Below are 25,615 nucleotides of genomic sequence, written 5' to 3'. Positions count from 1 at the left end.
ATAATCATGAACAGAAGAAACTTTTTTAAACTTACAGGTACTTGTACAGGCGGCTTACTTATGGTTCCTGATTTTTTATACAATTACGCACTACAAAACATTAGTGGTAATGGTAACAATTGTATCGTATTCATTCAGTTATCAGGCGGTAACGATGGGCTAAACACTTATATTCCTTACCAAAATGAATTGTATTATAAATTGCGTCCATCTGTAGGTGTAAACAAAAACGATATTATTGCTGGCACTAATGGCATGGGGTTCCACCCAAAACTACGCGGACTTGCTGATATACAACAAAAAGGAGACCTCACTGTAATACAAAATGTTGGTTACCCCGAGCCCAACCGATCACATTTTCGGAGTCAGGAAATATGGCAAACAGCAACTGCATCATCAGCATACGGGCAAGATGGTTGGTTAGGGCGTTTCCTAGACCATCATTATAAGGAACACCACCCTGTTGGAGGTATTAATTTCGATAATATTGATAATTTGGCTTTAAAAGGTACAAATCCAAATGCATTAACACTTCAAAACCCAACACGTTTAAAAACCTATGGCAAGCCTGTAAATACAAAACTTTCAGATAATCCGCAATTGGATTTTGTTCGTAAAATAGCAGGCTCGGTTGTAGATGGTGCTGATGCGTTAGAAGCTGCTTTAAATAAAGCGATGCCAAGTGCTATACCATACCCAAAAACCAAACTAGCAAAAAATCTAGCTTGGATGGGACAATTGATACGAGGGGGATTGAACTCAAAAATATACTATACGTCGCTTAGTGGTTTTGATACTCATGGCAATCAAAAATCAGAACATGCTAATCGGCTCGAAGATGTAAACGATGCTGTTTATGCTTTTTACAATGATATGAAAACGGCTAATAAATTACAGGATGTAACTATTGTAATTTTCTCGGAGTTTGGGCGAAGAGTTCAGGATAATGGTAATGGTACTGACCATGGTACAGCAGCACCTATGTTTATTATTGGCGGAAAAAACAACGGGAAAATTATAGGCACAAATCCTGATTTGCTTAATCTTGATAGCAATGGGGATTTACACTATAAAATTGACTTTAGAAGTGTTTATGCATCGCTACTAAAAGATAAGTTTAGTTTTGACGCTACAAAAATTGGCATTACAAATGCTGCATTAAAAGGGGTGTTTTAATTATTCTATTATCCAAAGTAAAACTGGTTTTTCTGTCTTTTTAAGCTTTGCATCCAATTGGCGCATAAAGTTGTTGGATACCGCTGGGCAACCCCAACTTAATGGGCTGTAGTTGGGATAAATTTCTTTATCGGCAACTGCATCCCACGAATGCAATACTATTATCCTGTCTTTAGCATTACTATTGGTTTCTTCCAGTCCCTCAAGCCAATACTTTACATTAATACCCCACGAGCTATAATCACGACTACCCATTTTGTATTTTCCTTTAGAGGAGCAATGGCTTTCGGCTCGATTGCTAAATTTTGCCTTTGTATACTTGGTAGGGTTCTGCCAATAAGCATCACAACTACCATGGGTAACCAATCGTTTATCAGTTATTTTTTTAGCATTAAAATCATAAATGTAAAACCTATTTTTCCCTGAGTGAATACTCATATCTATCAAAAAATAATAATCGGTACAAAAGTTTTCATTTTTACAAAACGCTAATGCTTCAGAATGTGTTGCTGTATAATCTGCAATAGGGTTTACAGTAATAGCTGTAGCGTGCTCTTTTTTAGTGCCATCGGCACAACTAAATAAAGTAAGTAGTAGTACAATAGTAATTCGCATTGGGTTGATTATGTTGATTGTGATAGTACTACAACTATAAAAACAGTTAGTTTAGTATGTAACTAATTGTTTAAATAGTAATAAGTTCCTTTTCAGGTAATTTACATTCCTGTATCTTTGCCCGCTTTTCAAATTCAGATTACCATGTCGCAAAACAATATACTTAAAGGTGTTTTTTTAGTGGGTTTAGGTGCTACCAGCTATGGTATGCTGGCAACCTTTGTAAAACTAGCCTATAATGAGGGCTACACTACTGCCGAGGTAACCTCATCGCAATTTATATTGGGTATATTGGGCATGCTACTTATAAATGCATTTCAAAAAAAACGAAATGGTAGTACTGTAGTAAAAGCATCGGGCAAAGCAATTGGGCAGCTCATGGTTGCAGGTACATCGTTAGGGTTTACAAGCATATTTTACTATTTGGCAGTACGATACATCCCTGTATCTATAGGTATTGTAATGCTAATGCAAACGGTATGGATGGGCGTTGTGTTAGAGGCTATATTAACCAAACAACTACCATCGTTACGTAAAGTTATTGCTGTAATTATTGTGCTTACGGGTACCGCACTAGCTACCAACCTTATAGAGAGTAATACCCTACCCAACTGGCGTGGTATTGCTTGGGGGCTTATGGCAGCAGCATCGTTTACTGCTACAATGTTTACATCTAACCGAATTGCGCTACAATTATCCTCCACACAACGGAGCTTGTTTATGCTACTGGGTGGTGGTGTAATAGTGCTTGCTTTTGCTATTTATACTTGGACAGGTACATTTAATACCGATATATTTTTAAAATGGGGTATTGTACTATCGTTATTTGGTACTATAATACCACCTATATTAATGAATGCAGGTTTTCCGCACACAGGCATTGGTTTGGGTAGCATAGTATCGTCGTTAGAGCTACCTGTTTCAGTAATGATGGCGTATGTACTATTAAGTGAGAAAGTAACCTTGTTACAGTGGACGGGTATTATACTTATTATTACAGCAATAATAGTAATGAATGTTAATAGGCGTAAAAAGGGTTAGTTTTAATGGTAGTGGGGTAAATTCCTTCATCATATTAACTCTTAAAAATATAAATTCAGGATACCCCTATGGCAGTTGTTTGCGCAAATAACCCTGCCGTTTAAAAAAAACTATATTTCCACCCGTTAGATTATTGTTATTTTTTAGTTACTCTTTTTTTTATTTGTTAAAAATTAAAATATATAACGTTTTTACTATACTAGTAATTGGTTTTTTTAGTAATATTGATTACACAAACAACAAAAAATTAAAAATAATATTTGAATAAATTTTTTCATCTGATGAAAAAGAGTAATCGTGCAGCACTAGAGAAAGAGACCATTGATGCAATTGTGAAATTAGCGCAAGAAGAGAAAAAACCACTACAAAAAATTAAAAAGCAATTTGGTTTAGCTGAAAAAGAAGTTATTGATATTATGCGAGAAAACTTACCCGCAGATAGCTTTGAACAATGGAAAAAGAAACACGTATCTAAAAAATCAAAACCACAAAAATTCAATCCTATCGAGGATGACGATGTAGATACAAAATATTACATTAATAAAAAATTTTAATAGAAGTCTACTTTTAGAAAACATTTATTTTAATAAACAAAATATAAATTATTTTTAATTTTATTGAAATGTAATTTAATTTTATTAATTTTGAATTACATTTCAATACTATGATTGTACCTAAACTTCCTGTATCCTGCCCTAGTTGTGCAGCATCATTACAGGTTTCTCAACTCTCCTGCCCCAAGTGCCAAACACAGGTTTCGGGCAATTACCCACTACCCACACTACTTCGGCTTACAGCCGAAGAGCAGCATTTTATACTCCAGTTTTTTATTGCTAGCGGTAGCCTGAAACAAATGGCTACACAAATGGGTAATAGCTACCCTACGGTTCGTAATAAACTGGACGATCTCATCGAAAAAGTAAAAGATTTAATGCCCGAAGAGTAATGAAACATACTTTACTTAATCCCTTTGAGAAATACTCCGAAAAACAGCTCATCCCTTTCGGGCTGCTGTTTACCATTATTGGGTCGTTTTTAGCCCATTTATTCAATATAAGGTTTGACGGTGTGCTGGATTTGCATTTTGCAAAAAACGTGTCTGTGCTAACCCCTTTTATAGATAATGGCATTACTATATCATTACTATTTTTAACACTACTTATTTTAGGTAAATATATTAACAAAAAAACGCGGGTAGTAGATGTGTTTGCAGTAGTAATTATAGCAAGGACACCTTATTACATTGTACCAATAACTAATATAAACAATTTTGCTTTACAAGCTACTGAAGAGTTAATAGGCATAAACCCCAACAACCTAACACTAAGCGCTATTACTGTTGCCTCTTTATTTATTATTACTGTAGCATCAATAACTGCTTTTGTATGGTATATAACACTTTTATACAATGGTTTTAAAGTAGCCAGTAACTTAAAAACAACCAAACATAAAATTTTGTTTGCTGTGGCAATAACGGTAGCAGAAGGATTATCGAAATACGCACTATTACTAATTAACCAAAATACTTTATTATGAAAAAAATTATTATGCTACTAACTCTCCTTATTACTACAGGATTGTTTGCTCAAGATATAGCAGGCTCGTGGTACGGGCAAATTGTTTTTCCTGGCGGAAAACTGCGTATCGGACTCAATATCAAAAAAGTGGAGCAAGGCTATACAGCAACTATGGACAGTCCAGATCAGGGGGTTAAAGACATTCCTGTAGATAAAATAAGCTATGAAAATAAAGTACTAACATTTAATATTTCTGCTATTAGTGCTAATTATAAGGGCGAATACAAGGACAATGGCTTTACAGGCACGCTTACACAAAACAATATGGATATAGCCCTCAATCTTGGTCGTACCCCAATAAAAGCAGATGATAAAGCGAAAGAACGACCACAAGAGCCCAAAAAACCATATCCGTATTACAGCGAAGATGTGACTTTTAAAAACGAAAAAGCAGGAATAACACTCGCGGGAACATTAACCATGCCCGAAAAGGAGGGTAATTTTCCTGCTGTAATTTTAGTAAGTGGTAGTGGTCCGCAAAATAGGGACGAAGAAATATTAGACCACAAACCATTTTTGGTTTTAGCAGATCATCTTACCAAAAAAGGGATAGCTGTATTGCGTTATGACGATCGTGGTGTGGGCAAATCTGGTGGTACATTTTCGGGTGCTACAACTAACGATTTTGCTACCGATGTTGAAGCTGCATTTGCATACCTGCAATCGTTACCATCAATCAATAAAAAAAAGATAGGTATTATTGGGCATAGCGAGGGTGGAACCATAGCACCAATAGTAGCATCTAAAAACGAAGATGTTGCTTTTATTGTGCTTATGGCAGGTACCGCAATACCTGGTGACGAGTTAATGATGTTACAAAATTATTTACTAGGAAAAACAAACGGAATGCCTGAAGAGGAGTTAACGAAACTAGGCGTTATAAACAGAAAAATATACGATGTTATAAAAGAGGAGGAGGATCAGGAGGCTTTACAAGAAAAACTATATACCGTTTTTAATACAGATATGAAACCGCTTTTTATAGCAAATGGTGTACCCGAAGCACAATTAATACCCTATATTAATATGCAATTAAAGGAGCTATCATCGGCTTGGTACGTTAACTTTATACGTTACGACCCTACCAAAGCATTAGAAAACACAGAGTGCCCCATACTTGCTATAAACGGCGATAAAGACTTACAGGTTGCTGCAATTCCAAACTTAGAGGCAATTAAAAGAGCTGCTGCAAAAAGTGGCAACAAAAAAGTGACAACAAAAAAATTAGAAGGGCTTAATCATTTGTTTCAGGAAACTACTTCGGGCGCACCAGCAGAGTACGGTACCATAACACAAACTATTTCGCCAGTAGCATTAAATGAAATATCGAGTTGGATAATTAAACAAGTAAAATAGCTAGTTTTAAATAAATTACGTTAAATTTGGCGTATAAATGTAACAAAATGCTGTTTTAATCTACTTATTATAATAACATACTAACTAAAACTACAATATGAGAAATTTTTTATTCCTATTTATGTTTGTTATTAGTACTGCTGCGTTTGCTGGTACTGACGAGAATAATATTGAAACGGGCTCTGCTACAGAGAAGACTATTGATGGAATAGAAGATGAGATAATAGACCATAATGGTGGTACCGAAAACGATACCATTAAAACACGCAAAAAACCTGTTAAACTAACAAAAGAGCTAAAAGGCGATGGTTCTCGTTTTGACATTAGCATACTTATTGTAGATTTTATAAACAGAAATAACATTAAAATTGCAAAACGCATTTTAAAAGAATAAAATTGAGTAAATACAGATAAAAAAAGACGACCGATTGGTCGTCTTTTTTTATCTGTAACGGTATCATAATATAAAAAATAAAGTAACTGATTTGCAAATATTTAACAAACAAATTATATTGCATAAAAAATCCATACCTATGAAAAAATTATTACTAAGTTTTGCAATTGCATTTGCAAGTATTATTTATGCTCAAAATGGTAATACTGCATGCTCAGAGGCACAGGCACTTTGTGGTGCACTAGGGAGCCCTTTTGTTAACACCTTTAATGCTGGTCCAGCAATACCAGGTCCCGATTATGACTGCTTGGGCTCTCAACCTAATCCATTCTGGTTTTATATACCGATAAGCGATGCCGGAGATCTTTATTTTGCGCTTTCTCAGGAAGGACTACAAGGAAATGGTATTGATATTGATTTTATTTGCTATGGTCCTTTCACTTCGTTAGAAGATTCGTGTAATAACTTAAATGAAGACCATGTAGTTGATTGTAGCTATTCAGCATCAGCACAAGAAACGGCTAGTATAACTAATGCACAAGTTGGAGAGTTTTATATCATGATGGTAACTAATTTCTCAGACCAAGAAGGACATATAACTATTGATATTTTAGAGAATTCGACTGGTGCCATTGATTGTGCTGGTATAAACTTAAATGCATTTTTAGATGCCAATGCCAATGGAGTAAAAGACGATGGCGAAAATGATTTTATGATTGGTACTTTTAACTACGAACTAAATAACGATGGCGTAGTACATAATGCTACAACACCAAACGGTAACTACTTTATATACGAGCCAGAAATGGTTAACACATACGATGTCGGCTTTAATGTGCTACCCTTGTATGCACCTTATTTTTCGGTAACTCCATCTTACTATGAAAACGTGAGCACAACATCCATTGAAACTGTTACTACATACTATTTCCCCGTAACTTTAGTAGAGGAATACGATGATGTAGCTGTTTACATAATTCCAGTAGAGCAACCACAGCCAGGGTTTGAACACGATGTAATACTTAGCTATGTTAACCTTGGTAGTAGTACGGTAGCGGCTGGCAGTATTGACTTTTCAGTAGAAAGTCCGCTTACCATAACAAACGTAGACGAAACGGTAACAGACCTTACCGATACAGGTTTTACGTACAATTTCACAAACCTTGAACCTTACGAAACCGTTACATTTCCTGTAACGCTATCGCTCCCTCCAGATGTTGAATTACTCGGAGATATTGTAACGACTACAGCTATTATAACGCCTCTTACAGGTGATATAACACCTGACAATAATACATCTGTTAATAGCGATATTGTAGTTGGTGCATATGACCCTAATGATAAAATGGAGTCGAGAGGTAGAAATGTATTGATTACTGATTTTGATACTAACGATTACTTATACTACACCATCAGATTCCAAAACTTGGGTACTGCAAGTGCTATAAATGTTAGAATTGAAGATGTACTTAACGAACAATTAGATAACAGTACAGTAGAAATGATACGCTCAAGCCATGATTATATTATGGAGCAAGACGAAAATAAGTTAATATGGTATTTTAACGAAATTATGCTCCCTGCAGCACAGGACGATGAAGAAAGTAGTAATGGTTATGTATATTTTAGAGTTAAACCATTCCCAGACTTTGCTGTAGGCGATGTAATACCAAACGGTGCTGGAATTTACTTTGATTTTAATGAAGTAGTAGAAACGAATGTTTTCGAAACTCATTTTGTAGAAGCTGCATTAAACAATCAAGCATTTACACTTAATAACTTTACATTGTATCCTAACCCAACTAATAATATGGTAACCCTTACATTAGGTAATACCACTACAGATAACATGGCATCCGTAAAAGTTTACGATATAACAGGTAAAGTATTATTTAGCAGTAACGCACCAAGTAATGCTACAAACATAGATGTATCAACATACACTACAGGCATTTACTTTGTGGAGGTGCACACAAATAAAGGAATTAAGCATACTGAAAAGCTAATAGTAAACTAAGTTTTTCAATAATATAAATACTAAAAAAGCTGCCTACTCGGCAGCTTTTTTAATTTAATGAAAGCACAAAAGCTATAATTTTTATTACTTTGCGAAAATTTAAAATTACCAAAACCACTTTATGAAAAAAATTATACTGCTACTATCACTACTTTTTATATTAATTGCCTGTAAAGAAGATAAAAAGCCTGACGATACTAACTTACATATTACAGGGTATATAAAAGGATTAAAAAAGGGTACATTGTACATACAGCATATACGAGATACAGCTTTAATATCGATAGACACTATAATAATTAACGGGAAATCATCTTTTGAGAGCCATTTACAGTTAAATTCTCCAGAGATGCTTTATTTATTTTTAGATAGAGGACAAACCAACTCAATAGATAACAACCTGCCATTTTTTGCTGAGCCTGGCGAAATAAATATAAAAACTACTAACGATGACTTTTTTGAAAAAGCAATTATTACAGGCTCTCAAAATCATGACCTTTACGAGGAGTTCTCAAAAATTAAGCAACGCTTTACCAACAGTAGACTTGATCTTATTGAGAAAAGTATGAAAGCCGTACAAGACAATAATAAAGCACTACAAGATAGCATTTCGGAACAAATGAATCAGGTAACCAAGAGGCACTACCTATTTACCGCAAACTATGCACTGAATAATGCAAGGTATGAGGTAGGTCCTTATTTAGCGTTGTCAGAAATATACAATGCAAAACTAAAGTATTTAGATACAATACAAAAAAGCATGTCCGAAGAGGTAGCTACATCCCGTTATGGTAAAATGCTTACTGAGTATGTTAGAGAAATAAAAGTAAAAAATTCCGATTCTGAGAAATGATGCTTCCATTGAAAGCCCATGTTTATTTCTTTGGAACAAGTCTGATAATCCTTTTGATAGGCATTATGCTGTGCGTTTTTTCAGAAGATATGACGATTGACTTAAACCTAAAAGATACATATTACGTAATATCCACTTCTGATTTAACCTACATACTCGCTATTATATATTCCTTTTTAGGAGTATTGTATTTTTTAATGTATTTTTTAAAATTCAATACGAAAAAAATTTTGTCCCGTATCCATGTAGCAATAACGTGCGGTAGTGTCTTTACATATTGGGTTTTGTACCCGCTTGTTGTTCATCTTGATAAATCAATATTTAGTCCTGATTATCATACTATTTTACTAACTACATTAATATTTTTAGTCCTGATAACGCAATTACTCTTTATCGCTAATATTTTTATTGGCATCGTACAAGGAAAAAAGTAGTAATGTATATGATAACAATAAAAAAAAACGCCTCATGTATATGAAGCGTTTTTTTGTTTATTGAGCCGATGGAGGGACTCGAACCCACGACCTGCTGATTACAAATCAGCTGCTCTAGCCAGCTGAGCTACATCGGCGTCTCAATTCGGGTGCAAATATAAGGTTGAAACCCAAATTTCCAAATAATTTGGAGCACTTTTTACAGCTTTTTTTCTACTAAAGTGTATTGATTTTTTCAACAAGCTGTTTAGCAGACTGTTCGAATTCTTGGTTTATTTGCTTAAAGTGTGCTTTTTTATTTTCTACATCTTTTTTGTTAATCTTTTTAATAAGATCATCAAAAACAGTAATAGCTTCATCAATTAAAGCATCCGATTCTTTTGTTGGTTTTCCTGGAGTTGTCATTTCCCAAATGTAAACAGCTTCTATAATATCGCCTAATACGTAGTTAATGTCTTTCTTTAAATTCTTTACACTTGCCATGTTCTATTTTATTAAAATTTGGTACAAAATTACAATTATTACTTTAAGTTAAGCTATTAAGCTATATATATTTCTAGCAAGGTTGCTTTACCCGAAAGCGAATAGTGTTGCAAAGCAGCAGGTATTAATATTGTATCGCCTTTTTTAAAATTGTATTCCTTTTGGTTTGCTGTAAGGGTATATGCCCCATCAGTACATATGTAAACGGTAAAGCTAGCCCCCTTTTTAGTAACTGCCATATCGCCCAGTAGTGGTAAGTAACCTGTTGTAAAATAAGGGCAATCTACCATTACGTTGGTTGTGTTAGCTGTTTTGGTATACTCTTTTTTGGTTTGCGTAGTATTATAGTTCATCGCATCCAATGCCTGCTCCACATGCAATTCGCGAGAGTTTCCTTGTGCATCTACCCTATCCCAATCGTAAATACGATACGTAATATCACTCGTTTGCTGTATTTCGGCTATTACAATACCTGCACCAATGGCGTGTATGGTTCCTGTTTCTAAAAAGAAAACATCGCCAGCCTTTACCTCAACCAAATTTAATATCTCAACCAGATTCTTATCTTCAAGGTGTTTTATATATTCTTCTGGGCTCGATTTTTCTTTAAAGCCTACTATTATCTTCGCGCCCTCGTCTGCCTGCATTACATACCACATTTCGGTTTTACCAAACGAGTTATGTCGCTTTTTTGCTAGTGCATCGTTGGGGTGCACTTGTATGGATAAATCACGATGCGCATCTAAAAATTTAAACAGTAACGGAAATTTTGCGCCATATTGCTCGTATACTTTATTGCCTAAAATTGCCGCTGGATAGCTGTTGAGTAATTCGGTTAACGATTTACCAGAATAAACACCGTTGCTAACAATACTAACATCACCATCTACATCCGATAGCTCCCAGCTTTCGCCAGTAGTATTGGTAGGTATATGTTTGCCAAGGTCTGTTTTTAATTTGGTACCACCCCAAAGCCTATCTTTCAGGATGGGTTCAAATAGTATAGGATAGAGTTCCATAATTATTCCCCTTTATATGTTACAAAATTTCTTGGTGTTTCATACAGTACTACTTCTAGCGCCATAGCACTATCTATACGCTTTCGTATTTTGTTCCATATTACTACAACAATATTTTCGGCGGTAGGGTTTAATTCGGAAAATTCAGGAACATCAAGGTTCAGGTTTTTATGGTCAAAAGGTTCTTCCACTTCATCTTTAATAATGTCCTTAAGCACTTTCATATCTATTACGTAGCCTGTTTTAGGGTTAACAGTTCCCGTAACACTAACTACAAGCTCGTAGTTATGACCGTGAAAATTGGGGTTATTGCATTTACCAAAAACAGCATCATTCTGCTCATCCGTCCAATCGGGGCAATACAAACGATGCGCGGCATTAAAATGCGCTTTTCTGCTTACGCTTACTTTCATTATAGTATATTTTTTGTGGTTGGATTAGTTACTGCTCCTTTACTAAAGGGCTTTTGTGCTCTTCGAGATAATGATAAAATTCATCGAATATTATTTTAAACCATACAGTATAAATACTAGGATTAGCTTTCATATCTTCCTTTACTGCCTCAATGCTCATCCATTTCCAGCTCTCTGCTTCTTCCTTATTTATATTGGGTGCATCATCATAATATCCTATCATTACGTGGTCTAGCTCATGCTCGGTAAGCCCATTATCAAACGGTGCTTTGTATATAAACGAGAAAAGCTCTTTTAGCTCTGCCTGTATGCCCATTTCTTCCATTAACCTGCGGTTGCCTGCCTGTAAATTGGTTTCGCCCTCACGTTGGTGGCTACAGGTGGTATTGGTCCATAAAAGTGGCGAATGGTATTTTTGTGCTGCACGTTGCTGCAGCATAATTTCGTTTTTGGAGTTAAGTATAAATACCGAAAATGCACGGTGAAGCAGGGCTTTTTCGTGTGCTTCCATTTTAGGCATTAACCCTATTTGCTCGTCATTTTCGTTTACTAAAATTACTTTTTCTTCGGTCATAAAATATTACTATTACTATCAAAAATAAGAAATATAGTTTTTAGAAGTGGTATAAATACTCCTTTTCTGTTACAGCAAAGACCCGCTTAAAACGGGTCTTGACTGAAAATATGAATTTCTAAAAAACTAAAAATTATTTTTTGCGGCAAGCAGCACTACAGTATTTTACTGCTTCCCAGTTTTTTTCCCACTTTTTACGCCAAGTAAAATCGCGCCCACAAGTGGCACAGGTTTTACTTGGCAAGTAGGATTTGTTGCCTTTACTGGAGGTATTTTTTATACCCATAAATATCAATTCGCGACTTTAAGTCGAATAGCAGGCTGTACAGCCCAAAAAAGGTTCTGTTAACATATATAAAGTGTTTAGAGCCTCGGTTACCATTCATCTTTCTTAATGTTTTATCGTTAGCAAATTGCTCACTAAGTTTGGCTATGGTTTCGCTAAATTCAGGGCGACCGAAATCGAAAACATCATGGTTGTACGGTTCTACAAATACAGTAAGGAGTTCTTTAAAGAGGTTAAAGAAATACGCTTCGTCTTCTGGCGAATCGTCTTCACGCAACACACTGAGTTCATATAGTTTTTCTCTAAACAAATCGTCGTTAGCAACTGTAGCAGGTGTTATTAATTTAAAATAAGGTTCCGAGAAATCGTCGGGCAATGCCTTCATACAACCAAAGTCTATTGCTACAAGGTTGGCATCTTCATCAATTAAAAAATTACCTGGATGTGGGTCGGCATGGAATTTTTTAAGTCCATGTATCTGATACATATAAAAATCGTACAATACCTGCCCTACCTTATCACGTTCTTCTTGCAAGTGTTCCTCATTACACCATTCCGAAAGGTGCTTGCCTTCCATCCAATCCATTGTGATGATTTTTTCGCACGACAACTCTGGGTAATACGCTGGGAACTTGAGCTCTGTTAATATGCTGCATGCCTTGCGTACTGCTTCGCTTTGCTGTAACTCTAAGGTATAATCTGTTTCTTCTATTAGTTTTCCTTCAATTTCCTGAAAGTACTCGTCTGATGTTCCTTGTAGGTTAAACATGCGTACAGCAATAGGTTTAACCATTGCAATATCGGTACCTATGCTCTCGCGTATGCCTGGATATTGTATTTTAACGGCAAGATCTTTACCCCCCTTTTTGGCTTTGTGTACCTGACCGATACTGGCTGCATTAATACTTTCAGCATTAAACTCATCAAAAAGCACATGGGGTTCTACACCAAAGTACTTTTTAAAGGTTTTCATTACCAGTGGTGACGATAATGGTGGTACGGAGAACTGGCTTAACGAAAATTTCTCTACATAGCTTTCGGGCAGTAAATTTTTTTCCATGCTAAGCATTTGCGCTACCTTTAGCGCACTACCTTTTAGCTCTTTAAGTCCATCGTAAATATCGGCTGCATTGTCTTCGTGCAAGCCTTCTTTAGTCAGTTCTGGGTTTACTATTTTTTTGCCGTAGTATTTAAGGTAATTGCCACCTACTTTTACGCCTGTGGTTACCAATTTACTAACCCGATCTATTTTATTAACGGGAATGGAGTCTAGTCTTTTCATATACTACGCTGTAAATTTTTCTTTCCATAAAAACTTGCCAAGGTCAAACAGGCTTTGTAAGGGCGTGTTGTACACAAGGTCTGAAGATGCTTTTACCGATTTTTCGATAAATACATCTGTTTTCTCAAAACTTGGTGAAGTGTCTTTCATCCAGAATTTGAATACCGATAAAAACTGCAACCATGCAGCTTCGCGTAACGCTTTATCCTGTGCCTTATCGGCACGTTCGTTTTTCATATCCAAAGGTCTTTCTAGCACCTGCATAGCGTAATTGGTAAATACTTTGCGGAGTTCTTTTAATTTGAGCATATTACGAACCGAAGAGTTATTATCGTCCATAAGGTACATTATAAAACTGCGGTTTGCTGTTGCCATCTCAAAAAACGTAAAGTAGAAAGCCGATAGTTTCTCGGTTCCCGAATAATTAGCATACGCTGGCGATTGCTCTAACATCTCCACAGTATACGTAAACATTTCAGTAAAATAATGGTGTTCTAGCATTTCAAAAGAGCTGAAGTGCGCATAAAAATGGGCTTCTTCAAAGCCATTATCTTTTGCAAATTTGTACACTGTAGCAGGACGATTGCCGTTGATTAGGCAGTAGTCTGAATACTTGGTTATAATATCTGATTTTGTGGGTGCTTTTATTTTTTTTGTTGCCATAACAGAATATATTGTTGTTTAACAAATTTAACTATATAATAAACAGCACTATGTTGAACTTCTGTTAATTATCGTTCAAAAATTTTGAAAGTTCAGAAACTAAGAATTAAGTAATGAGATGCTCGTTATGACTACTGCAAGTTGGTTGCTACACATTTTAGGGCACACTTTTCGCCATCGATAGCTGCCGAAATTATACCGCCTGCGTACCCTGCACCCTCGCCACAAGGGTATAATCCTTTTATTTGTACATGCTCTAGGGTTTCGCGATCGCGTGGGATACGTACAGGTGATGAGGTACGCGATTCTGGAGCGTGTAAAATGGCATCGTTAGTTAAGTAACCTCGCATCGATTTGCCAAATTGAATAAAACCTTCGCGTAATGTTTGCGTTATAAAGTTTGGAAATACCTGCCCCAATTCTACCGATGTTGTACCAGGTACGTAGGATGTTTTAGGAATATCTGTAGATGTTTTACCTTGCGTAAAATCGACCATGCGTTGCGCAGGTACGCGTTGTGTTTTGCCCGCTAAATGCCATGCTTTTTGTTCGATTGCTTTTTGGAATTCCATTCCTGCCAATGCCCCAAATTTCTCGAAAGGTTTAAAATCTTCCAATTTTAATTCGACTACAATACCTGAATTTGCCGTTTCTTGGTCGCGCTTGGAGGGCGACCAACCATTGGTTACCACTTCGCCTTCGCTCGTGGCACAGGGTGCAATAACACCACCTGGGCACATACAGAATGAATACATACCCCTACCTGCAACTTGTTTTACAATGGAATATGGCGATGGCGGTAAATAATTACCTCTGCCCGTAGTAACATCGCAACTGTATTGTATGCTATCAATTAAGTTTTGCGGATGCTCGGCTCGCACACCTAATGCAAAAGGTTTTGCCTCTATGTATATTTTTTTTCTATCTAATAATTCAAAAATATCACGTGCTGAGTGCCCTGTGGCTAAAATAATTTTGTTAGCATTTATCGTATCGTTGTGCTGTGTAACTACGCCTGCAACAGTATTATTTTTTACAATAATATCGGTAACGCGCGTATTAAAAATTACTTCTCCCCCATACTCTATTATCTTTTCGCGCATGGCTTTAATAATATTAGGGAGCTTGTTTGTACCAATGTGCGGGTGTGCCTCTACCAATATATCGGGCGATGCACCAAAGGCTACAAATAATCGGAGAATCCTATCGACATCACCACGCTTTTTAGAACGGGTGTACAACTTACCATCGGAATACGTACCTGCGCCACCTTCGCCATAGCAATAATTGGAATCGGCGTTTACAATATGGTCACGATTTATGGCTTTTAAATCCCTACGGCGTGCCTGTACATCTTTACCACGCTCTAAAACAATAGGCTTCATCCCTAGCTCTATAAGTTGTAACGCTGCAAATAAACCTGCCGGACCTGCCCCTATAATAATTACTTCTTGGCTATTGTTTACATTTTTGTAATTGGGTAAGGTAATGGGAGCTTCAGTAAACTCTTCGTTATAATATACTGCTACTTTAAGGTTTACTTTTACGGTGCGCTGCCGTGCATCTATAGAGCGTTTTAATATTGCTAAATGCCTTACCTCATCAGGCTTTATATGCATTAGTTTTGCTACATGGCTAATGAGTAAAGGTTTTTGTGCTGCTACCTCGGGCGCAACCTGTATTTGTAATTCTCTGGGCATGGCGCAAAATTAAGACATTTTTTGGCATTGCGAGAAACGAAATAGCCTTTTCATAGTATCCCGATTGCCACACTCCGCTGCGTTACGCTCGCAATGACGAGTGACTTCTTGTAAGTAAATACTGAAACTATATATTACTCCCCCTTCGGGAGTTTGGGGGATTTCTCCTCAAAGGCATGTAATGCAAAAGAGGCGAGCCAATGTTCTCCTTCATAGTTTCCGTCTACTATAGCGGGTAACGAGTAGGTTAAATGGTTATCTGCTAATGTTTTTAAATGCCCTAACTTTTTGGGGTATTGGTTTGCCAAACGATAAAAATTCCACGCACGGCTAAAATTAAGTCCATCCAGGTGAACCAAATGCCCGTCACTCCTATCGGATACTTTACCGAACTCCCAAGTATAATTTTTATTGAATAATGCTGGAGCAAAACCTTTAAGCCATTGTAAAAAGTCTTTTTCGGGCAGTATACGTTGCATTATACCTATTTCTTCCATACATGGCGATAAAAAATCGGTACCGCTTGGCTCCCAGTCAAAAGGGCAATCTGTATCGTTTTTAAAAAGTCGTAAGGCATTTTCCTTAATACTATTTTGCAGCGCTTTGTTGTTACTGTGAACAGCATAATCCCAAGCGAACGACATCCCAAAAGCTGTATTGGTATGTGTACCAACGCGCAACGGATAGTTAAGTTTTGGTAAAAATTCAATGTAACGTTCGGATATTAAATTACTCAGCGGTTGCAGATTTTTAGCCAATTGCTGTGCAAAAGGCGTATTGTAACTATCCAACTCCAGTTGTAATTTAAGCAACCAAGCCCATCCATAGGTACGCTCATACGATTTATTATGTTTTTTGATTAAATAGGCTATTTCGGTTGCAATATTTTCTTTAGAGAGATTTATTTTCAGTTTCTGGATTGCTTCTTCTTTCCTATCCAAATCAGGAAAATGTTTTAGCAGATACACCAAACTCCAATGCCCGTGTACGGACGAATGCCAGTCGAAACAACCATAAAAAGCAGGGTGTAACGCCTTAGGGGAGGCAATTTCGGTAGAATCGGCTAATAGTTGGCTTAATTTATTAGGATATTCTTGTTGCAAACATTTTAAGGGCAAGCCTGCAAGCCCGTTGGCGCGCTCTGTAGTTAATTGTTGTGAAAAGGATAACGAAGTAGTTAGTAAAACAGCGTAAAGCATATATTTCATAAAGTGATGTCTTTACTCCAAAGATATTTATTTTGGATACAAAGTTTATAACTTTGCGCTCTTAAACTTTTAAGTATACATGAGAAAAATAAAACTGATATGGGATTTTCGTGGTCCTGCTGCTGCAAAAACTGCTGAACATCACGAAATTCACCTAAAAGAATATATAGCAATAGAGAAATTGCCTTTAAATATTACAGGTTTTGAAGCTGTAAACGAAATGCATGCTATAGCTTGGATGGTAGTAACGGATGATTTTATGATAGGTGTTCGTGATGCTTTAAAGCCACACCGTGGGGAAGTATATGAAGGATAATGGTTTATTTCGACTCAAATTCAGGACAATCAATCCTTATATCCTGTATTTCTAGGTTTTGATGTAATAAGCCACAAAACGGAGTGTTATCTTTTTTGGAGTAATGATTGCATGCTAAACACATTCTTTGCACATTAATTATATCTAATTTGTTTAACTCTACAATTATTGTAGTAATACTGTGCCATAAAGCTAATTTATCAATAGCTGTAGATTTTTCAATAATATGAGTTAAAGGGTTCACAAAATTATCTGTATCCAAAACGGCTTGTTCTCCTTTAGCAGTCAATTGTATCGTATAACTACGGGTATCTTTAGTGTCGGGTACTTTGTTTATGAATCCTTTTTGTTCTAGTGTTTTAACAGTATCGCTTACTGTTGGTTTTGTAATATGAAATTCTTGAGCTAAATAACTAACGGTAGATTTTTCTTGTGAATGATTTGCGATAAAAATAAGTACCTGAATTTGTATAGGACTTAAATGGAATTGCTTAGCTTTTTCCCAAAGTAACGTTTTAAATACTTGCGAAATACGCTCTATACCTGCAATAATTTTATTATCGAGATTTTCGTTTTGGGTATTTAAATTAAAAATAGACATACGCAGGAGTGTTATACCAAATAGAATTATAACAGGTTATAATTCATCTTCGTCAAACATAATCATTTTTTAATAAATTTAATACCTATAGTTAAAGCAAGTCCTATTGCAATTGCAATAGGACTTTGTAGGCTTATTATTTTAAATCGGACATTGATGCTCCAAAATTTATGTGTAATACATTCCCGTTTGGAGTTACCAAAGCTGGAACTGATTTTACACCTGCCTTTTCAGCATCACTCATTTTAGATTTGTCGTTTACTAAATGTACAATCTCTACATTTGAACTACCAACGAGTTCGATAATATCATGTTCTGCACTAACACAAACAGGACAACCTGCGTGATAAAAAATTGATTTACTCATTTTTAATGATTTTAAAGTTTTTACTAATAACTCAGTGTAATTGCAATTACAATACAAATATAGTTAGATATCCTAACTAAAAATAAATGAATATTTTTTTAATATAACTTTAACATATTTATATTCGCAAAAAAGGAGGGGGTATAAGTTAAACTTATACCCCCTCCTTTTTAAAGTAAAACAGCTTCCTTTAATTGGCTACCTCACTAATAAACTTAATACGCATTAGTCGCAGCTCTTCAGTGTCATAATCGCCATCAAACTCTTCTAATGCTGCTTTTATATTATCGGATTCTGACTCCATAAAATAGTCCTGAATTTCTTCTTGCTGATCCTCGTCTAAAATTTCATCTATCCAATACTTAATGTTGAGGCGCGTACCCGAATATACTATTTGCTCCATTTCTTTGAGCAAACCTTCCATATCGAGTCCTTTTGCTTTCGAAATATCATTTAGCGGTAGTTTTCTATCAATATTCTGGATTATGTATAATTTCAAACCAGAGTTTGCTCCTGTAGATTTTACCACAAGGTCGTCAGGACGTACAATATCATTTTCCTCAACATAATTGGCTATAAGGGCTACAAAATCTTTACCATATTTTTTAGCCTTGTTTTCGCCTACACCGTGTACACCGCCAAGCTCCTCAACGGTTACAGGATATTTTAATGCCATATCCTCCAACGAAGGGTCTTGGAATACTACAAATGGTGGTACTCCCAGTTTTTTAGCTACTTTTTTACGTAAGTCTTTCAACATACTTATTAGCACCTCATCGGAGGTTCCAGAAGATTTTGACGCCGTTATGGTTGCCTCATTATCGGTATCATTGTACTCGTGGTCTTCACTCATCATAAACGATGATGGACTTTGTAAAAATGCTTCGCCTTTAGGTGTGATTTTTATTACACCGTAGGACTCTATATCTTTAGAGATATAACCTTCTACTAAAACTTGGCGTATAAGCGCCATCCAATACTTCTCGTCAAAAGCAGCTCCTTTACCAAAAAAGGGTTGTGCATCGGTACGGTGCGATTTTATTACTGCATTTACCTTGCCTACTAAGGTAAATATCACCTCTTTGGCTTTGTATAACTGTTTGGTGTCTCTTATCGTTTCAAGTAGTGTTACTACTTGGTCTTTTGCTTCTACTTTGGTTTTTGGGTTACGAATATTATCATCCATATTAGCACCCTCACCATTTACCTCATCAAATTCTTCTCCAAAATAATGCAGCAAAAATTTACGGCGCGACATGGAGGTTTCGGCATAAGCCACTACCTCTTGCAGTAACGCATATCCTATTTCTTGCTCGGCTATGGGTTTGCCCGACATAAATTTTTCGAGCTTCTCAATATCTTTGTACGAGTAATAAGCCAAACAATGCCCTTCGCCACCGTCACGTCCTGCCCTACCTGTTTCTTGGTAGTAGCTCTCTAACGATTTGGGTATATCATGGTGGATTACAAAGCGTACGTCAGGCTTATCTATACCCATACCAAAAGCTATGGTGGCTACCACCACATCTACATCCTCCATAAGGAACATATCCTGATGCTTGGCACGTGTTTTACCATCTAATCCAGCGTGGTAGGGTACAGCACTAATTCCGTTAACTTGTAACACTTGTGCAATTTCTTCCACTTTTTTACGGCTAAGGCAGTATATAACGCCCGATTTACCTTTGTGCTGCCTGATGAAACGGATAATATCCGATTCTACATTCTTTGTTTTGGTACGTACCTCATAAAAGAGATTCGCTCTGTTAAACGATGCTTTAAAAACCCTAGCATCGGACATATCTAGATTTTTCAGGATATCTTCCTGTACTTTAGGCGTAGCAGTAGCTGTAAGCCCTATAACGGGTACATTATCGCCTAACTGTTTTATAATATGGCGTAAGTTACGGTACTCAGGGCGAAAATCGTGTCCCCACTCTGAGATGCAGTGTGCCTCATCTATCGCCACGAAAGAAATAGTAACCCCTCTAAGGAAATTTACATACTCTTCCTTTGTTAACGATTCAGGAGCAACGTACAACAGCTTTGTTAACCCTGAAGTAATATCTTTTTTAACTTGATTGATTTCTGTTTTGGTAAGTGAAGAATTGAGTACATGGGCAACACCAGATTCTGACGATAGGCTACGAATAGCGTCTACCTGATTCTTCATAAGGGCGATTAAGGGGGAAACCACAATAGCAGTACCCTCTAGGGCTAGTGCTGGTAGCTGATAACATAACGATTTACCGCCACCCGTGGGCATAATTACAAAGGTATTATTACCAGAAATTATACTTTTAACGACATCTTCTTGTAGCCCTTTGAATTTGTTAAAACCAAAATACTTTTTTAACTCTTTATGTAAGTCAATTTCGGTTGATTTCATTATTTATTAATAGTAAATTACATAAATTTGCAGAACCTAAATATACAAAAATCTTTAATACGCACAACTTTTTAAACATTTACAAAGTTTGATAAATACAGATACTATACTAGCTTCGGCTAGAGCTACAATTCTTTCTGAGAGTGAGAGTATTGCTGGTTTAACGGAATACCTAGATGATGATTTTGTTACCGCTACAGAAACTATTTTTAACGCAAAGGGCAGGGTTGTAGTTACCGGAATAGGTAAAAGCGCCATTATTGCGTCTAAAATAGTAGCTACACTCAATTCTACAGGTACACCATCAGTTTTTTTGCACGCATCAGAGGCTATTCATGGCGATTTAGGTATGGTTCAACCGGGCGATGTAATTATCTGTATCTCTAAAAGTGGTAATAGTCCCGAAATTAAAGTACTTGCACCACTATTAAAACGCTATAACAATACGCTAATTGGCATGACGGCTAATAAAAATTCCTTCCTAGGAAAGGAATCCGACTATATTTTGCATGCTTATGTAGCATCAGAGTCGTGCCCCAATAATTTAGCGCCTACCAACAGTACCACAGCACAATTGGTGCTGGGCGATGCCCTAGCAGTATGCTTAATGCAACTCAGAGATTTTAAAAGTGAAGACTTTGCCCTATACCACCCTGGTGGTGCGTTGGGTAAAAAATTATTGCTACGCGTAGGCGATATGCTAGATGCTACGCATAAGCCACAAGTAAGCCCCGATTGCAGTATTAAAAAGGCAATTGTAGAAATATCGGAAAAACGGTTAGGGGTTACAACTGTAATAGACAATAATAAGGTTGTAGGTATTATTACTGATGGTGATATACGACGCATGCTTAACGACAGGGATAATATTGCAGGCGTTAAAGCTGCTGATATTATGACGAAAAGCCCTAAAACCATAAAAACAACCGCAATGGCTACAGAAGCACTCAATACCATGGAAAACTTTGCTATAACGCAACTTGTAGTAGCCGATGATGGTGTTTACAAAGGCATACTGCATTTACACGACATATTAAAGGAAGGAATAATTTAAGAGATGGCAAAAAAGAGCAAAAAAAATCCAGTCGATATGTCATTTCTAGATCATCTGGAAGAGCTACGCTGGTTACTCGTACGAGGTACAATAGCCATTATAGTATGTGCAGCTATTGCCTTTACATTTAGTAGCTTTATTTTTGATGAAATTATTTTTGCTCCTATAGATGGTGATTTTATTACCTACCAGTTTTTTTGCGATTTGGCAAACAAGTACGATCTTGATAAGAGTTTTTGCATGGAAAGACTTCCGTTTGAGATACAGAGCCGTACTATGGATGGGCAATTCTCTACTGATATCTGGACCTCTATAGCTGTAGGCTTTATATTGGCATTCCCTGTAATACTATGGGAGTTCTGGAAATTTATAAGCCCTGCATTGTACGAAAGTGAACGCAAATACGCCGTTGCTTTTTTATTTTGTACTTCTGTTCTGTTCTTCTTAGGAATATTATTCGGATACTATATAATTACACCGCTTTCACTCAACTTTTTGGGCAATTACAGGATTAGTGATGTTGTTAAGAATGATATCGACTTACAATCGTACCTCAGTATTATTAAAACAACCTCAATATCGTGCGGGTTAATATTTGAGCTGCCTATAATAATGTATTTCCTATCTAAAATAGGCTTAGTTACTGCGGTTACATTACGTGGCTACCGTCGTTATGCTTACGTTATTATGTTAATTATAGCGGCTATAGTAACCCCACCCGATGTAGTTAGCCAAGTAATTGTTACTATACCCTTAGTTATTTTATATGAGATAAGCATCCTTATTGCTGCTCGTATTGACAGAAGGAAGAAAGTAGTGTAATACAATTATTAAATGTATATTTAGTTGCTGTTTTTGTACATTATGGCATAAAAAATGTACCAACTAAAAACAGTATAATACAACATAACATGATTTTAAGAGCAGATAACTTAGTAAAAACATATAAAGGCAGAAGCGTTGTAAAAGGCATTTCGGTACAAGTAAGTCAAGGCGAAATTGTTGGATTACTAGGACCCAATGGTGCTGGTAAAACAACATCGTTTTACATGATTGTAGGGTTAGTAAAACCGAATAGTGGAAATATTTATCTTGATGATATGGAGATAACCGATTTCCCGATGTACAAGCGTGCCCAAAATGGTATTGGTTATCTGGCTCAGGAAGCCTCTGTTTTTAGGAAATTAAGTATTGAAGATAATATATTAAGCGTTTTACAGCTTACAACCCTCTCTAAAAAAGAACAGGAAGCTAAAATGGAATCGCTTATTGATGAGTTTTCGTTACAGCACATACGCACCAATCGTGGCGATTTACTATCGGGAGGTGAGCGTAGGCGTACCGAAATAGCGCGTGCATTGGCTACCGACCCTAAGTTTATTTTACTTGATGAGCCTTTTGCAGGGGTAGACCCCGTAGCTGTAGAGGATATTCAGCGTATTGTAGCGCAGCTAAAAAACAAAAATATTGGTATCCTAATTACCGACCACAACGTACAAGAAACGCTTGCCATTACCGACAAAACGTACCTAATGTTTGAAGGTGGTATACTAAAAGCTGGTAAGCCTGAAGAATTGGTAGAAGATGAAATGGTACGTAAGGTGTACCTTGGGCAAAATTTTGAGTTGCGTAAAAAGAAACTTGATTTTCAAAAAAATGTTGAGTAAACTGAAATGAAAAATAAATAAAGTACTCAATCTTTCATCAAAAACCCTTTTGGCGCATACAATTTATCTTTATCGTACATATTCAAATAAAGCTTCTTCGTTACAGTATCGCCCTGAATCTTTACTTCGTAAAGATCAAGCATACCGCCTCCTAAAGCAGCTTTTTCGCTCTTAAAAGGGCAACAACTTCCCAATCTTTTAAAATAAACTGGCTCTCCATTTAACCCTGTTAGGCTATGCAGGTATTTCCGCTCATTAGAGGGACCATTTGAAACTCCGCCGACTTTTATCGGATTATCTTCTGAATAACCATAATCCGCAGCAACTTTGCTTGCTCTATTATGAGAAGTTTTTGAGGCGCACCCTACAAGAACAATTGTTAAAAATAAGGTAAGTAATTTAATTTTCATGGTGTAATTGATTTGGTTTTTATCAATGCTAAATATAAAATAATCCAACTATTAATTACCGCTATCTAAAATAAGCATACCTGTGAGTTCTTCCAAATTTCCGTTATAAATATTTACATCTACATTGCCGTTAATACCTTTAATCTGGGCTTTATCGGTAAATTGCCAAAACAACCACTCATCGCGTATTCTATCTTTAAAAAAGCTATAATTGGCTATCCACAGTTTGTAATCTGAAAATTCTTCTTTTAAGAAATCAGTATAAAAACTCTCGCCACTATATATAATAGGTGCTACATCATAGTGTGCCTCTACCCTATCCAACCAGCGTTGCAACCCTATTTTAAGGCTATCCATACTTTGCTTGTTGGGTAACCTTTCTATATCGAGTACAGGCGGTAAATCGCCTTCAGCTAATTTTACAGTAGCAATAAAATTATTGGCTTGCGCCATAGAGTTCTCGTCAGGGCGGTAATAGTGGTAAGCACCACGCAAGTATCCGTTTTGCTTGCTACGCTTCCAGTTTTCTGCAAACTTAGTATCGGTTTTATCTTTACCAGCGGTAGCACGTATAAATATAAAGTGTAGCGGAAACTGTTCTTCGGCTTGCTGTAACTCTTTCCAGTTTATTTCACCTTGATAGTGCGACACATCTATACCAAATATTTTATCGCTATGGCGCCCTACTATATCGTAAATACGGAGGTCGGCTATTTTGCGCTCTTCTTTTGTAAGCGTATCTATGTTTTTACTGGTTGTAAAGCCCAAGTAATATAACACCCCGTTACGATAATGGTACCCTACTGCTAGTATTACAACAGTAACTGATAGCAATACTACGTACTTTAATGTTTTTAAGAATGATTTTCCCTGTTTCTTTTTAGATTTTCTTGTAGAGGCAACCATCGTAGGCTTTTTGGGCTTTCGTTGCGTAGTTTTTCTCTTATTTAACGGAGTACGCTTCATTTATTCGGTAGGCTGCTGTGAAAATAAATTGTTTATTACTGAAAGTACAACGTAAGCAATAATTATTAGCGGAATGGCAAGATATTTTAGTATTATTAATAAAACCAACGCTAAAACTAAAAAGCCTATTTGCAGTTTATTATCTTTAAAGTTGAACTGTTTTATTTTTAACGAAAATAATGGTATTTCCGCGTTAAGCATGTAAGCACTTAAGGCAGTTATACCCATAAGCACATAAGGGTTCATAAGCATATTGTATACAATACTAGTATTTGGCGAATCATCAAGTATTAACGGTAAGCTCAATATAAACAAAGCATTAGCAGGCGTTGGCAGCCCAATAAACGACGTTGTTTGCCTTGTATCTACATTAAACTTTGCTAGCCTGTAGCACGATGCCAATGTAATAATAAACCCAATATAGGGTAAAAAGTAATGGAGTAAATGCTCAGACACATCTGCACCTGAAAAATCGTATATAGTATAAAGCATTTTATACATTACCACACCTGGTACAACTCCACTAGTAACCATATCGGCAAGTGAATCCAATTGCAAACCAACTTCACTTTGCACCTTTAATATTCTGGCAAAAAAACCATCCCAAAAATCGAAAAATATACCTAAGCAAACAAACGCAAATGCCATTTCAAAATCATTATTAAAAGCACATATAAGTGCTAATAGCCCCGAAAAGAGGTTAAGTAGCGTAATAAAATTGGGAATATATTTGCTAAAAGGCATGGTTTGTGTT

Annotated in this window: 29 protein-coding genes and 1 tRNA gene; 13 read left to right on the top strand and 17 right to left on the bottom strand. The window is 36.4% G+C overall.

Annotation, left to right across the window (positions count from 1 at the left end; all coding sequences use genetic code 11):
• Window positions 1–6 precede the first annotated feature (6 nt).
• A complete protein-coding gene (locus K1I41_RS07130; protein ID WP_220639688.1) occupies window positions 7–1,176 on the top strand; it encodes a DUF1501 domain-containing protein in 1,170 nt (389 codons plus the stop codon).
• Here the strand turns inward: K1I41_RS07130 and K1I41_RS07125 are convergent, their stop codons facing one another.
• Window positions 1,177–1,791: a murein L,D-transpeptidase catalytic domain-containing protein gene (locus K1I41_RS07125; RefSeq protein WP_220639687.1), complete on the bottom strand. Its 615-nt coding sequence runs from the start codon at window positions 1,789–1,791 to the stop codon at window positions 1,177–1,179.
• A gap of 144 nt (window positions 1,792–1,935) precedes the next feature.
• Between K1I41_RS07125 and K1I41_RS07120 the strand changes: the two genes are divergently transcribed.
• From K1I41_RS07120 to K1I41_RS07085, 8 genes are all read left to right on the top strand, one after another.
• Entirely contained in the window at window positions 1,936–2,832 is an 897-nt protein-coding gene (locus K1I41_RS07120; RefSeq protein ID WP_220639686.1) for an EamA family transporter, read from the top strand.
• A 281-nt stretch (window positions 2,833–3,113) separates the two neighbouring features.
• On the top strand, window positions 3,114–3,386 hold the full coding sequence (locus tag K1I41_RS07115; RefSeq protein ID WP_220639685.1) for a DUF2805 domain-containing protein: 273 nt from the start codon (window positions 3,114–3,116) through the stop codon (window positions 3,384–3,386).
• A 110-nt stretch (window positions 3,387–3,496) separates the two neighbouring features.
• Complete coding sequence (locus tag K1I41_RS07110; protein ID WP_220639684.1) at window positions 3,497–3,778, top strand: DUF2089 family protein; 282 nt, start codon at window positions 3,497–3,499, stop codon at window positions 3,776–3,778.
• Window positions 3,778–4,368, top strand: coding sequence for a hypothetical protein (locus K1I41_RS07105; protein ID WP_220639683.1), 591 nt, complete (start codon window positions 3,778–3,780; stop codon window positions 4,366–4,368). Before K1I41_RS07110 ends, K1I41_RS07105 begins: the two co-directional genes overlap by 1 nt.
• Window positions 4,365–5,765, top strand: a complete 1,401-nt coding sequence (locus K1I41_RS07100; RefSeq protein ID WP_220639682.1) for an alpha/beta hydrolase family protein — start codon at window positions 4,365–4,367, stop codon at window positions 5,763–5,765. Before K1I41_RS07105 ends, K1I41_RS07100 begins: the two co-directional genes overlap by 4 nt.
• 97 nt (window positions 5,766–5,862) lie before the next feature.
• Window positions 5,863–6,159: a hypothetical protein gene (locus K1I41_RS07095; RefSeq protein WP_220639681.1), complete on the top strand. Its 297-nt coding sequence runs from the start codon at window positions 5,863–5,865 to the stop codon at window positions 6,157–6,159.
• Between the two features lie 139 nt (window positions 6,160–6,298).
• The gene (locus tag K1I41_RS07090) at window positions 6,299–8,176 is read left to right on the top strand and encodes a T9SS type A sorting domain-containing protein (protein ID WP_220639680.1); all 1,878 of its coding nucleotides are present in this window, start codon (window positions 6,299–6,301) and stop codon (window positions 8,174–8,176) included.
• A 121-nt stretch (window positions 8,177–8,297) separates the two neighbouring features.
• Window positions 8,298–9,029: a DUF4369 domain-containing protein gene (locus tag K1I41_RS07085; RefSeq protein WP_220639679.1), complete on the top strand. Its 732-nt coding sequence runs from the start codon at window positions 8,298–8,300 to the stop codon at window positions 9,027–9,029.
• Between the two features lie 497 nt (window positions 9,030–9,526).
• Here the strand turns inward: K1I41_RS07085 and K1I41_RS07080 are convergent.
• The 10 genes from K1I41_RS07080 to K1I41_RS07035 all read right to left on the bottom strand — a co-directional run bounded on the left by K1I41_RS07080 (window position 9,527) and on the right by K1I41_RS07035 (window position 17,091).
• A tRNA-Thr gene (locus K1I41_RS07080) sits at window positions 9,527–9,600 on the bottom strand.
• Between the two features lie 79 nt (window positions 9,601–9,679).
• On the bottom strand, window positions 9,680–9,946 hold the full coding sequence (locus tag K1I41_RS07075) for a hypothetical protein (RefSeq protein WP_220639678.1): 267 nt from the start codon (window positions 9,944–9,946) through the stop codon (window positions 9,680–9,682).
• Window positions 9,947–10,002: 56 nt separating this feature from the next.
• Window positions 10,003–10,971 (bottom strand): type I phosphomannose isomerase catalytic subunit, encoded by a 969-nt coding sequence (locus tag K1I41_RS07070; protein WP_220641827.1) that lies wholly within the window; start codon window positions 10,969–10,971, stop codon window positions 10,003–10,005.
• Window positions 10,968–11,378 (bottom strand): 6-pyruvoyl trahydropterin synthase family protein, encoded by a 411-nt coding sequence (locus tag K1I41_RS07065; RefSeq protein ID WP_220639677.1) that lies wholly within the window; start codon window positions 11,376–11,378, stop codon window positions 10,968–10,970. Before K1I41_RS07065 ends, K1I41_RS07070 begins: the two co-directional genes overlap by 4 nt.
• 28 nt (window positions 11,379–11,406) lie before the next feature.
• On the bottom strand, window positions 11,407–11,952 hold the full coding sequence (idi, locus tag K1I41_RS07060) for an isopentenyl-diphosphate Delta-isomerase (RefSeq protein WP_220639676.1): 546 nt from the start codon (window positions 11,950–11,952) through the stop codon (window positions 11,407–11,409).
• Window positions 11,953–12,085: 133 nt separating this feature from the next.
• Complete coding sequence (locus tag K1I41_RS07055; protein WP_220639675.1) at window positions 12,086–12,238, bottom strand: DUF2256 domain-containing protein; 153 nt, start codon at window positions 12,236–12,238, stop codon at window positions 12,086–12,088.
• A complete protein-coding gene (locus K1I41_RS07050; RefSeq protein ID WP_220639674.1) occupies window positions 12,213–13,520 on the bottom strand; it encodes an ABC1 kinase family protein in 1,308 nt (435 codons plus the stop codon). The genes K1I41_RS07055 and K1I41_RS07050 overlap by 26 nt, the downstream gene beginning before the upstream one ends.
• A gap of 3 nt (window positions 13,521–13,523) precedes the next feature.
• A complete protein-coding gene (locus K1I41_RS07045; RefSeq protein WP_220639673.1) occupies window positions 13,524–14,183 on the bottom strand; it encodes a TetR/AcrR family transcriptional regulator in 660 nt (219 codons plus the stop codon).
• Between the two features lie 131 nt (window positions 14,184–14,314).
• The gene (locus tag K1I41_RS07040; RefSeq protein ID WP_220639672.1) at window positions 14,315–15,883 is read right to left on the bottom strand and encodes an NAD(P)/FAD-dependent oxidoreductase; all 1,569 of its coding nucleotides are present in this window, start codon (window positions 15,881–15,883) and stop codon (window positions 14,315–14,317) included.
• A gap of 134 nt (window positions 15,884–16,017) precedes the next feature.
• Window positions 16,018–17,091 (bottom strand): DUF2891 domain-containing protein, encoded by a 1,074-nt coding sequence (locus tag K1I41_RS07035; RefSeq protein ID WP_220639671.1) that lies wholly within the window; start codon window positions 17,089–17,091, stop codon window positions 16,018–16,020.
• 79 nt (window positions 17,092–17,170) lie between these two features.
• Between K1I41_RS07035 and K1I41_RS07030 the strand changes: the two genes are divergently transcribed.
• Window positions 17,171–17,407 (top strand): hypothetical protein, encoded by a 237-nt coding sequence (locus tag K1I41_RS07030; RefSeq protein ID WP_220639670.1) that lies wholly within the window; start codon window positions 17,171–17,173, stop codon window positions 17,405–17,407.
• Window positions 17,408–17,411: 4 nt separating this feature from the next.
• On the opposite strand, the gene K1I41_RS07025 is transcribed toward K1I41_RS07030, so the two are convergent.
• From K1I41_RS07025 to K1I41_RS07015, 3 genes are all read right to left on the bottom strand, one after another.
• A complete protein-coding gene (locus K1I41_RS07025; RefSeq protein ID WP_220639669.1) occupies window positions 17,412–18,008 on the bottom strand; it encodes a MarR family winged helix-turn-helix transcriptional regulator in 597 nt (198 codons plus the stop codon).
• A gap of 136 nt (window positions 18,009–18,144) precedes the next feature.
• Window positions 18,145–18,375 (bottom strand): thioredoxin domain-containing protein, encoded by a 231-nt coding sequence (locus tag K1I41_RS07020; RefSeq protein WP_220639668.1) that lies wholly within the window; start codon window positions 18,373–18,375, stop codon window positions 18,145–18,147.
• A 190-nt stretch (window positions 18,376–18,565) separates the two neighbouring features.
• Entirely contained in the window at window positions 18,566–20,764 is a 2,199-nt protein-coding gene (locus tag K1I41_RS07015; RefSeq protein ID WP_220639667.1) for a RecQ family ATP-dependent DNA helicase, read from the bottom strand.
• An 88-nt stretch (window positions 20,765–20,852) separates the two neighbouring features.
• Between K1I41_RS07015 and K1I41_RS07010 the strand changes: the two genes are divergently transcribed.
• The 3 genes from K1I41_RS07010 to lptB all read left to right on the top strand — a co-directional run bounded on the left by K1I41_RS07010 (window position 20,853) and on the right by lptB (window position 23,485).
• Window positions 20,853–21,818 (top strand): KpsF/GutQ family sugar-phosphate isomerase, encoded by a 966-nt coding sequence (locus K1I41_RS07010; RefSeq protein WP_220639666.1) that lies wholly within the window; start codon window positions 20,853–20,855, stop codon window positions 21,816–21,818.
• Window positions 21,819–21,854: 36 nt separating this feature from the next.
• The gene (gene tatC / locus K1I41_RS07005; RefSeq protein ID WP_220639665.1) at window positions 21,855–22,640 is read left to right on the top strand and encodes a twin-arginine translocase subunit TatC; all 786 of its coding nucleotides are present in this window, start codon (window positions 21,855–21,857) and stop codon (window positions 22,638–22,640) included.
• Window positions 22,641–22,729: 89 nt separating this feature from the next.
• A complete protein-coding gene (gene lptB, locus K1I41_RS07000; RefSeq protein ID WP_220639664.1) occupies window positions 22,730–23,485 on the top strand; it encodes an LPS export ABC transporter ATP-binding protein in 756 nt (251 codons plus the stop codon).
• Window positions 23,486–23,511: 26 nt separating this feature from the next.
• Here the strand turns inward: lptB and K1I41_RS06995 are convergent, their stop codons facing one another.
• From K1I41_RS06995 to K1I41_RS06985, 3 genes are read right to left on the bottom strand one after another with little or no spacing between them, the layout of a single operon-like run.
• Window positions 23,512–23,895, bottom strand: coding sequence for a 2-dehydro-3-deoxyphosphooctonate aldolase (locus K1I41_RS06995; RefSeq protein WP_220639663.1), 384 nt, complete (start codon window positions 23,893–23,895; stop codon window positions 23,512–23,514).
• A 51-nt stretch (window positions 23,896–23,946) separates the two neighbouring features.
• Window positions 23,947–24,861: a glycoside hydrolase family 25 protein gene (locus K1I41_RS06990; protein ID WP_220639662.1), complete on the bottom strand. Its 915-nt coding sequence runs from the start codon at window positions 24,859–24,861 to the stop codon at window positions 23,947–23,949.
• A complete protein-coding gene (locus tag K1I41_RS06985; protein WP_220639661.1) occupies window positions 24,862–25,605 on the bottom strand; it encodes a CDP-alcohol phosphatidyltransferase family protein in 744 nt (247 codons plus the stop codon).
• Window positions 25,606–25,615: the final 10 nt, after the last annotated feature.

The sequence above is a fragment of the Flavobacterium litorale genome, assembly GCF_019613795.1.
In the GTDB taxonomy this organism is placed as follows: domain Bacteria; phylum Bacteroidota; class Bacteroidia; order Flavobacteriales; family Flavobacteriaceae; genus Flavobacterium; species Flavobacterium litorale.
This window is presented reverse-complemented; position numbering and strand designations above follow the sequence as displayed.

Bases quoted from the DNA above. Each gene is read 5' to 3' on its own strand.
- K1I41_RS07130 (WP_220639688.1), top strand. From the start codon at position 7: ATGAACAGAAGAAACTTTTTTAAACTTACAGGTACTTGTACAGGCGGC.
- K1I41_RS07125 (WP_220639687.1), bottom strand. From the start codon at position 1,791: ATGCGAATTACTATTGTACTACTACTTACTTTATTTAGTTGTGCCGAT.
- K1I41_RS07120 (WP_220639686.1), top strand. From the start codon at position 1,936: ATGTCGCAAAACAATATACTTAAAGGTGTTTTTTTAGTGGGTTTAGGT.
- K1I41_RS07115 (WP_220639685.1), top strand. From the start codon at position 3,114: ATGAAAAAGAGTAATCGTGCAGCACTAGAGAAAGAGACCATTGATGCA.
- K1I41_RS07110 (WP_220639684.1), top strand. From the start codon at position 3,497: ATGATTGTACCTAAACTTCCTGTATCCTGCCCTAGTTGTGCAGCATCA.
- K1I41_RS07105 (WP_220639683.1), top strand. From the start codon at position 3,778: ATGAAACATACTTTACTTAATCCCTTTGAGAAATACTCCGAAAAACAG.
- K1I41_RS07100 (WP_220639682.1), top strand. From the start codon at position 4,365: ATGAAAAAAATTATTATGCTACTAACTCTCCTTATTACTACAGGATTG.
- K1I41_RS07095 (WP_220639681.1), top strand. From the start codon at position 5,863: ATGAGAAATTTTTTATTCCTATTTATGTTTGTTATTAGTACTGCTGCG.
- K1I41_RS07090 (WP_220639680.1), top strand. From the start codon at position 6,299: ATGAAAAAATTATTACTAAGTTTTGCAATTGCATTTGCAAGTATTATT.
- K1I41_RS07085 (WP_220639679.1), top strand. From the start codon at position 8,298: ATGAAAAAAATTATACTGCTACTATCACTACTTTTTATATTAATTGCC.
- K1I41_RS07075 (WP_220639678.1), bottom strand. From the start codon at position 9,946: ATGGCAAGTGTAAAGAATTTAAAGAAAGACATTAACTACGTATTAGGC.
- K1I41_RS07065 (WP_220639677.1), bottom strand. From the start codon at position 11,378: ATGAAAGTAAGCGTAAGCAGAAAAGCGCATTTTAATGCCGCGCATCGT.
- idi (WP_220639676.1), bottom strand. From the start codon at position 11,952: ATGACCGAAGAAAAAGTAATTTTAGTAAACGAAAATGACGAGCAAATA.
- K1I41_RS07055 (WP_220639675.1), bottom strand. From the start codon at position 12,238: ATGGGTATAAAAAATACCTCCAGTAAAGGCAACAAATCCTACTTGCCA.
- K1I41_RS07050 (WP_220639674.1), bottom strand. From the start codon at position 13,520: ATGAAAAGACTAGACTCCATTCCCGTTAATAAAATAGATCGGGTTAGT.
- K1I41_RS07045 (WP_220639673.1), bottom strand. From the start codon at position 14,183: ATGGCAACAAAAAAAATAAAAGCACCCACAAAATCAGATATTATAACC.
- K1I41_RS07040 (WP_220639672.1), bottom strand. From the start codon at position 15,883: ATGCCCAGAGAATTACAAATACAGGTTGCGCCCGAGGTAGCAGCACAA.
- K1I41_RS07035 (WP_220639671.1), bottom strand. From the start codon at position 17,091: ATGAAATATATGCTTTACGCTGTTTTACTAACTACTTCGTTATCCTTT.
- K1I41_RS07030 (WP_220639670.1), top strand. From the start codon at position 17,171: ATGAGAAAAATAAAACTGATATGGGATTTTCGTGGTCCTGCTGCTGCA.
- K1I41_RS07025 (WP_220639669.1), bottom strand. From the start codon at position 18,008: ATGTCTATTTTTAATTTAAATACCCAAAACGAAAATCTCGATAATAAA.
- K1I41_RS07020 (WP_220639668.1), bottom strand. From the start codon at position 18,375: ATGAGTAAATCAATTTTTTATCACGCAGGTTGTCCTGTTTGTGTTAGT.
- K1I41_RS07015 (WP_220639667.1), bottom strand. From the start codon at position 20,764: ATGAAATCAACCGAAATTGACTTACATAAAGAGTTAAAAAAGTATTTT.
- tatC (WP_220639665.1), top strand. From the start codon at position 21,855: ATGTCATTTCTAGATCATCTGGAAGAGCTACGCTGGTTACTCGTACGA.
- lptB (WP_220639664.1), top strand. From the start codon at position 22,730: ATGATTTTAAGAGCAGATAACTTAGTAAAAACATATAAAGGCAGAAGC.
- K1I41_RS06995 (WP_220639663.1), bottom strand. From the start codon at position 23,895: ATGAAAATTAAATTACTTACCTTATTTTTAACAATTGTTCTTGTAGGG.
- K1I41_RS06990 (WP_220639662.1), bottom strand. From the start codon at position 24,861: ATGAAGCGTACTCCGTTAAATAAGAGAAAAACTACGCAACGAAAGCCC.
- K1I41_RS06985 (WP_220639661.1), bottom strand. From the start codon at position 25,605: ATGCCTTTTAGCAAATATATTCCCAATTTTATTACGCTACTTAACCTC.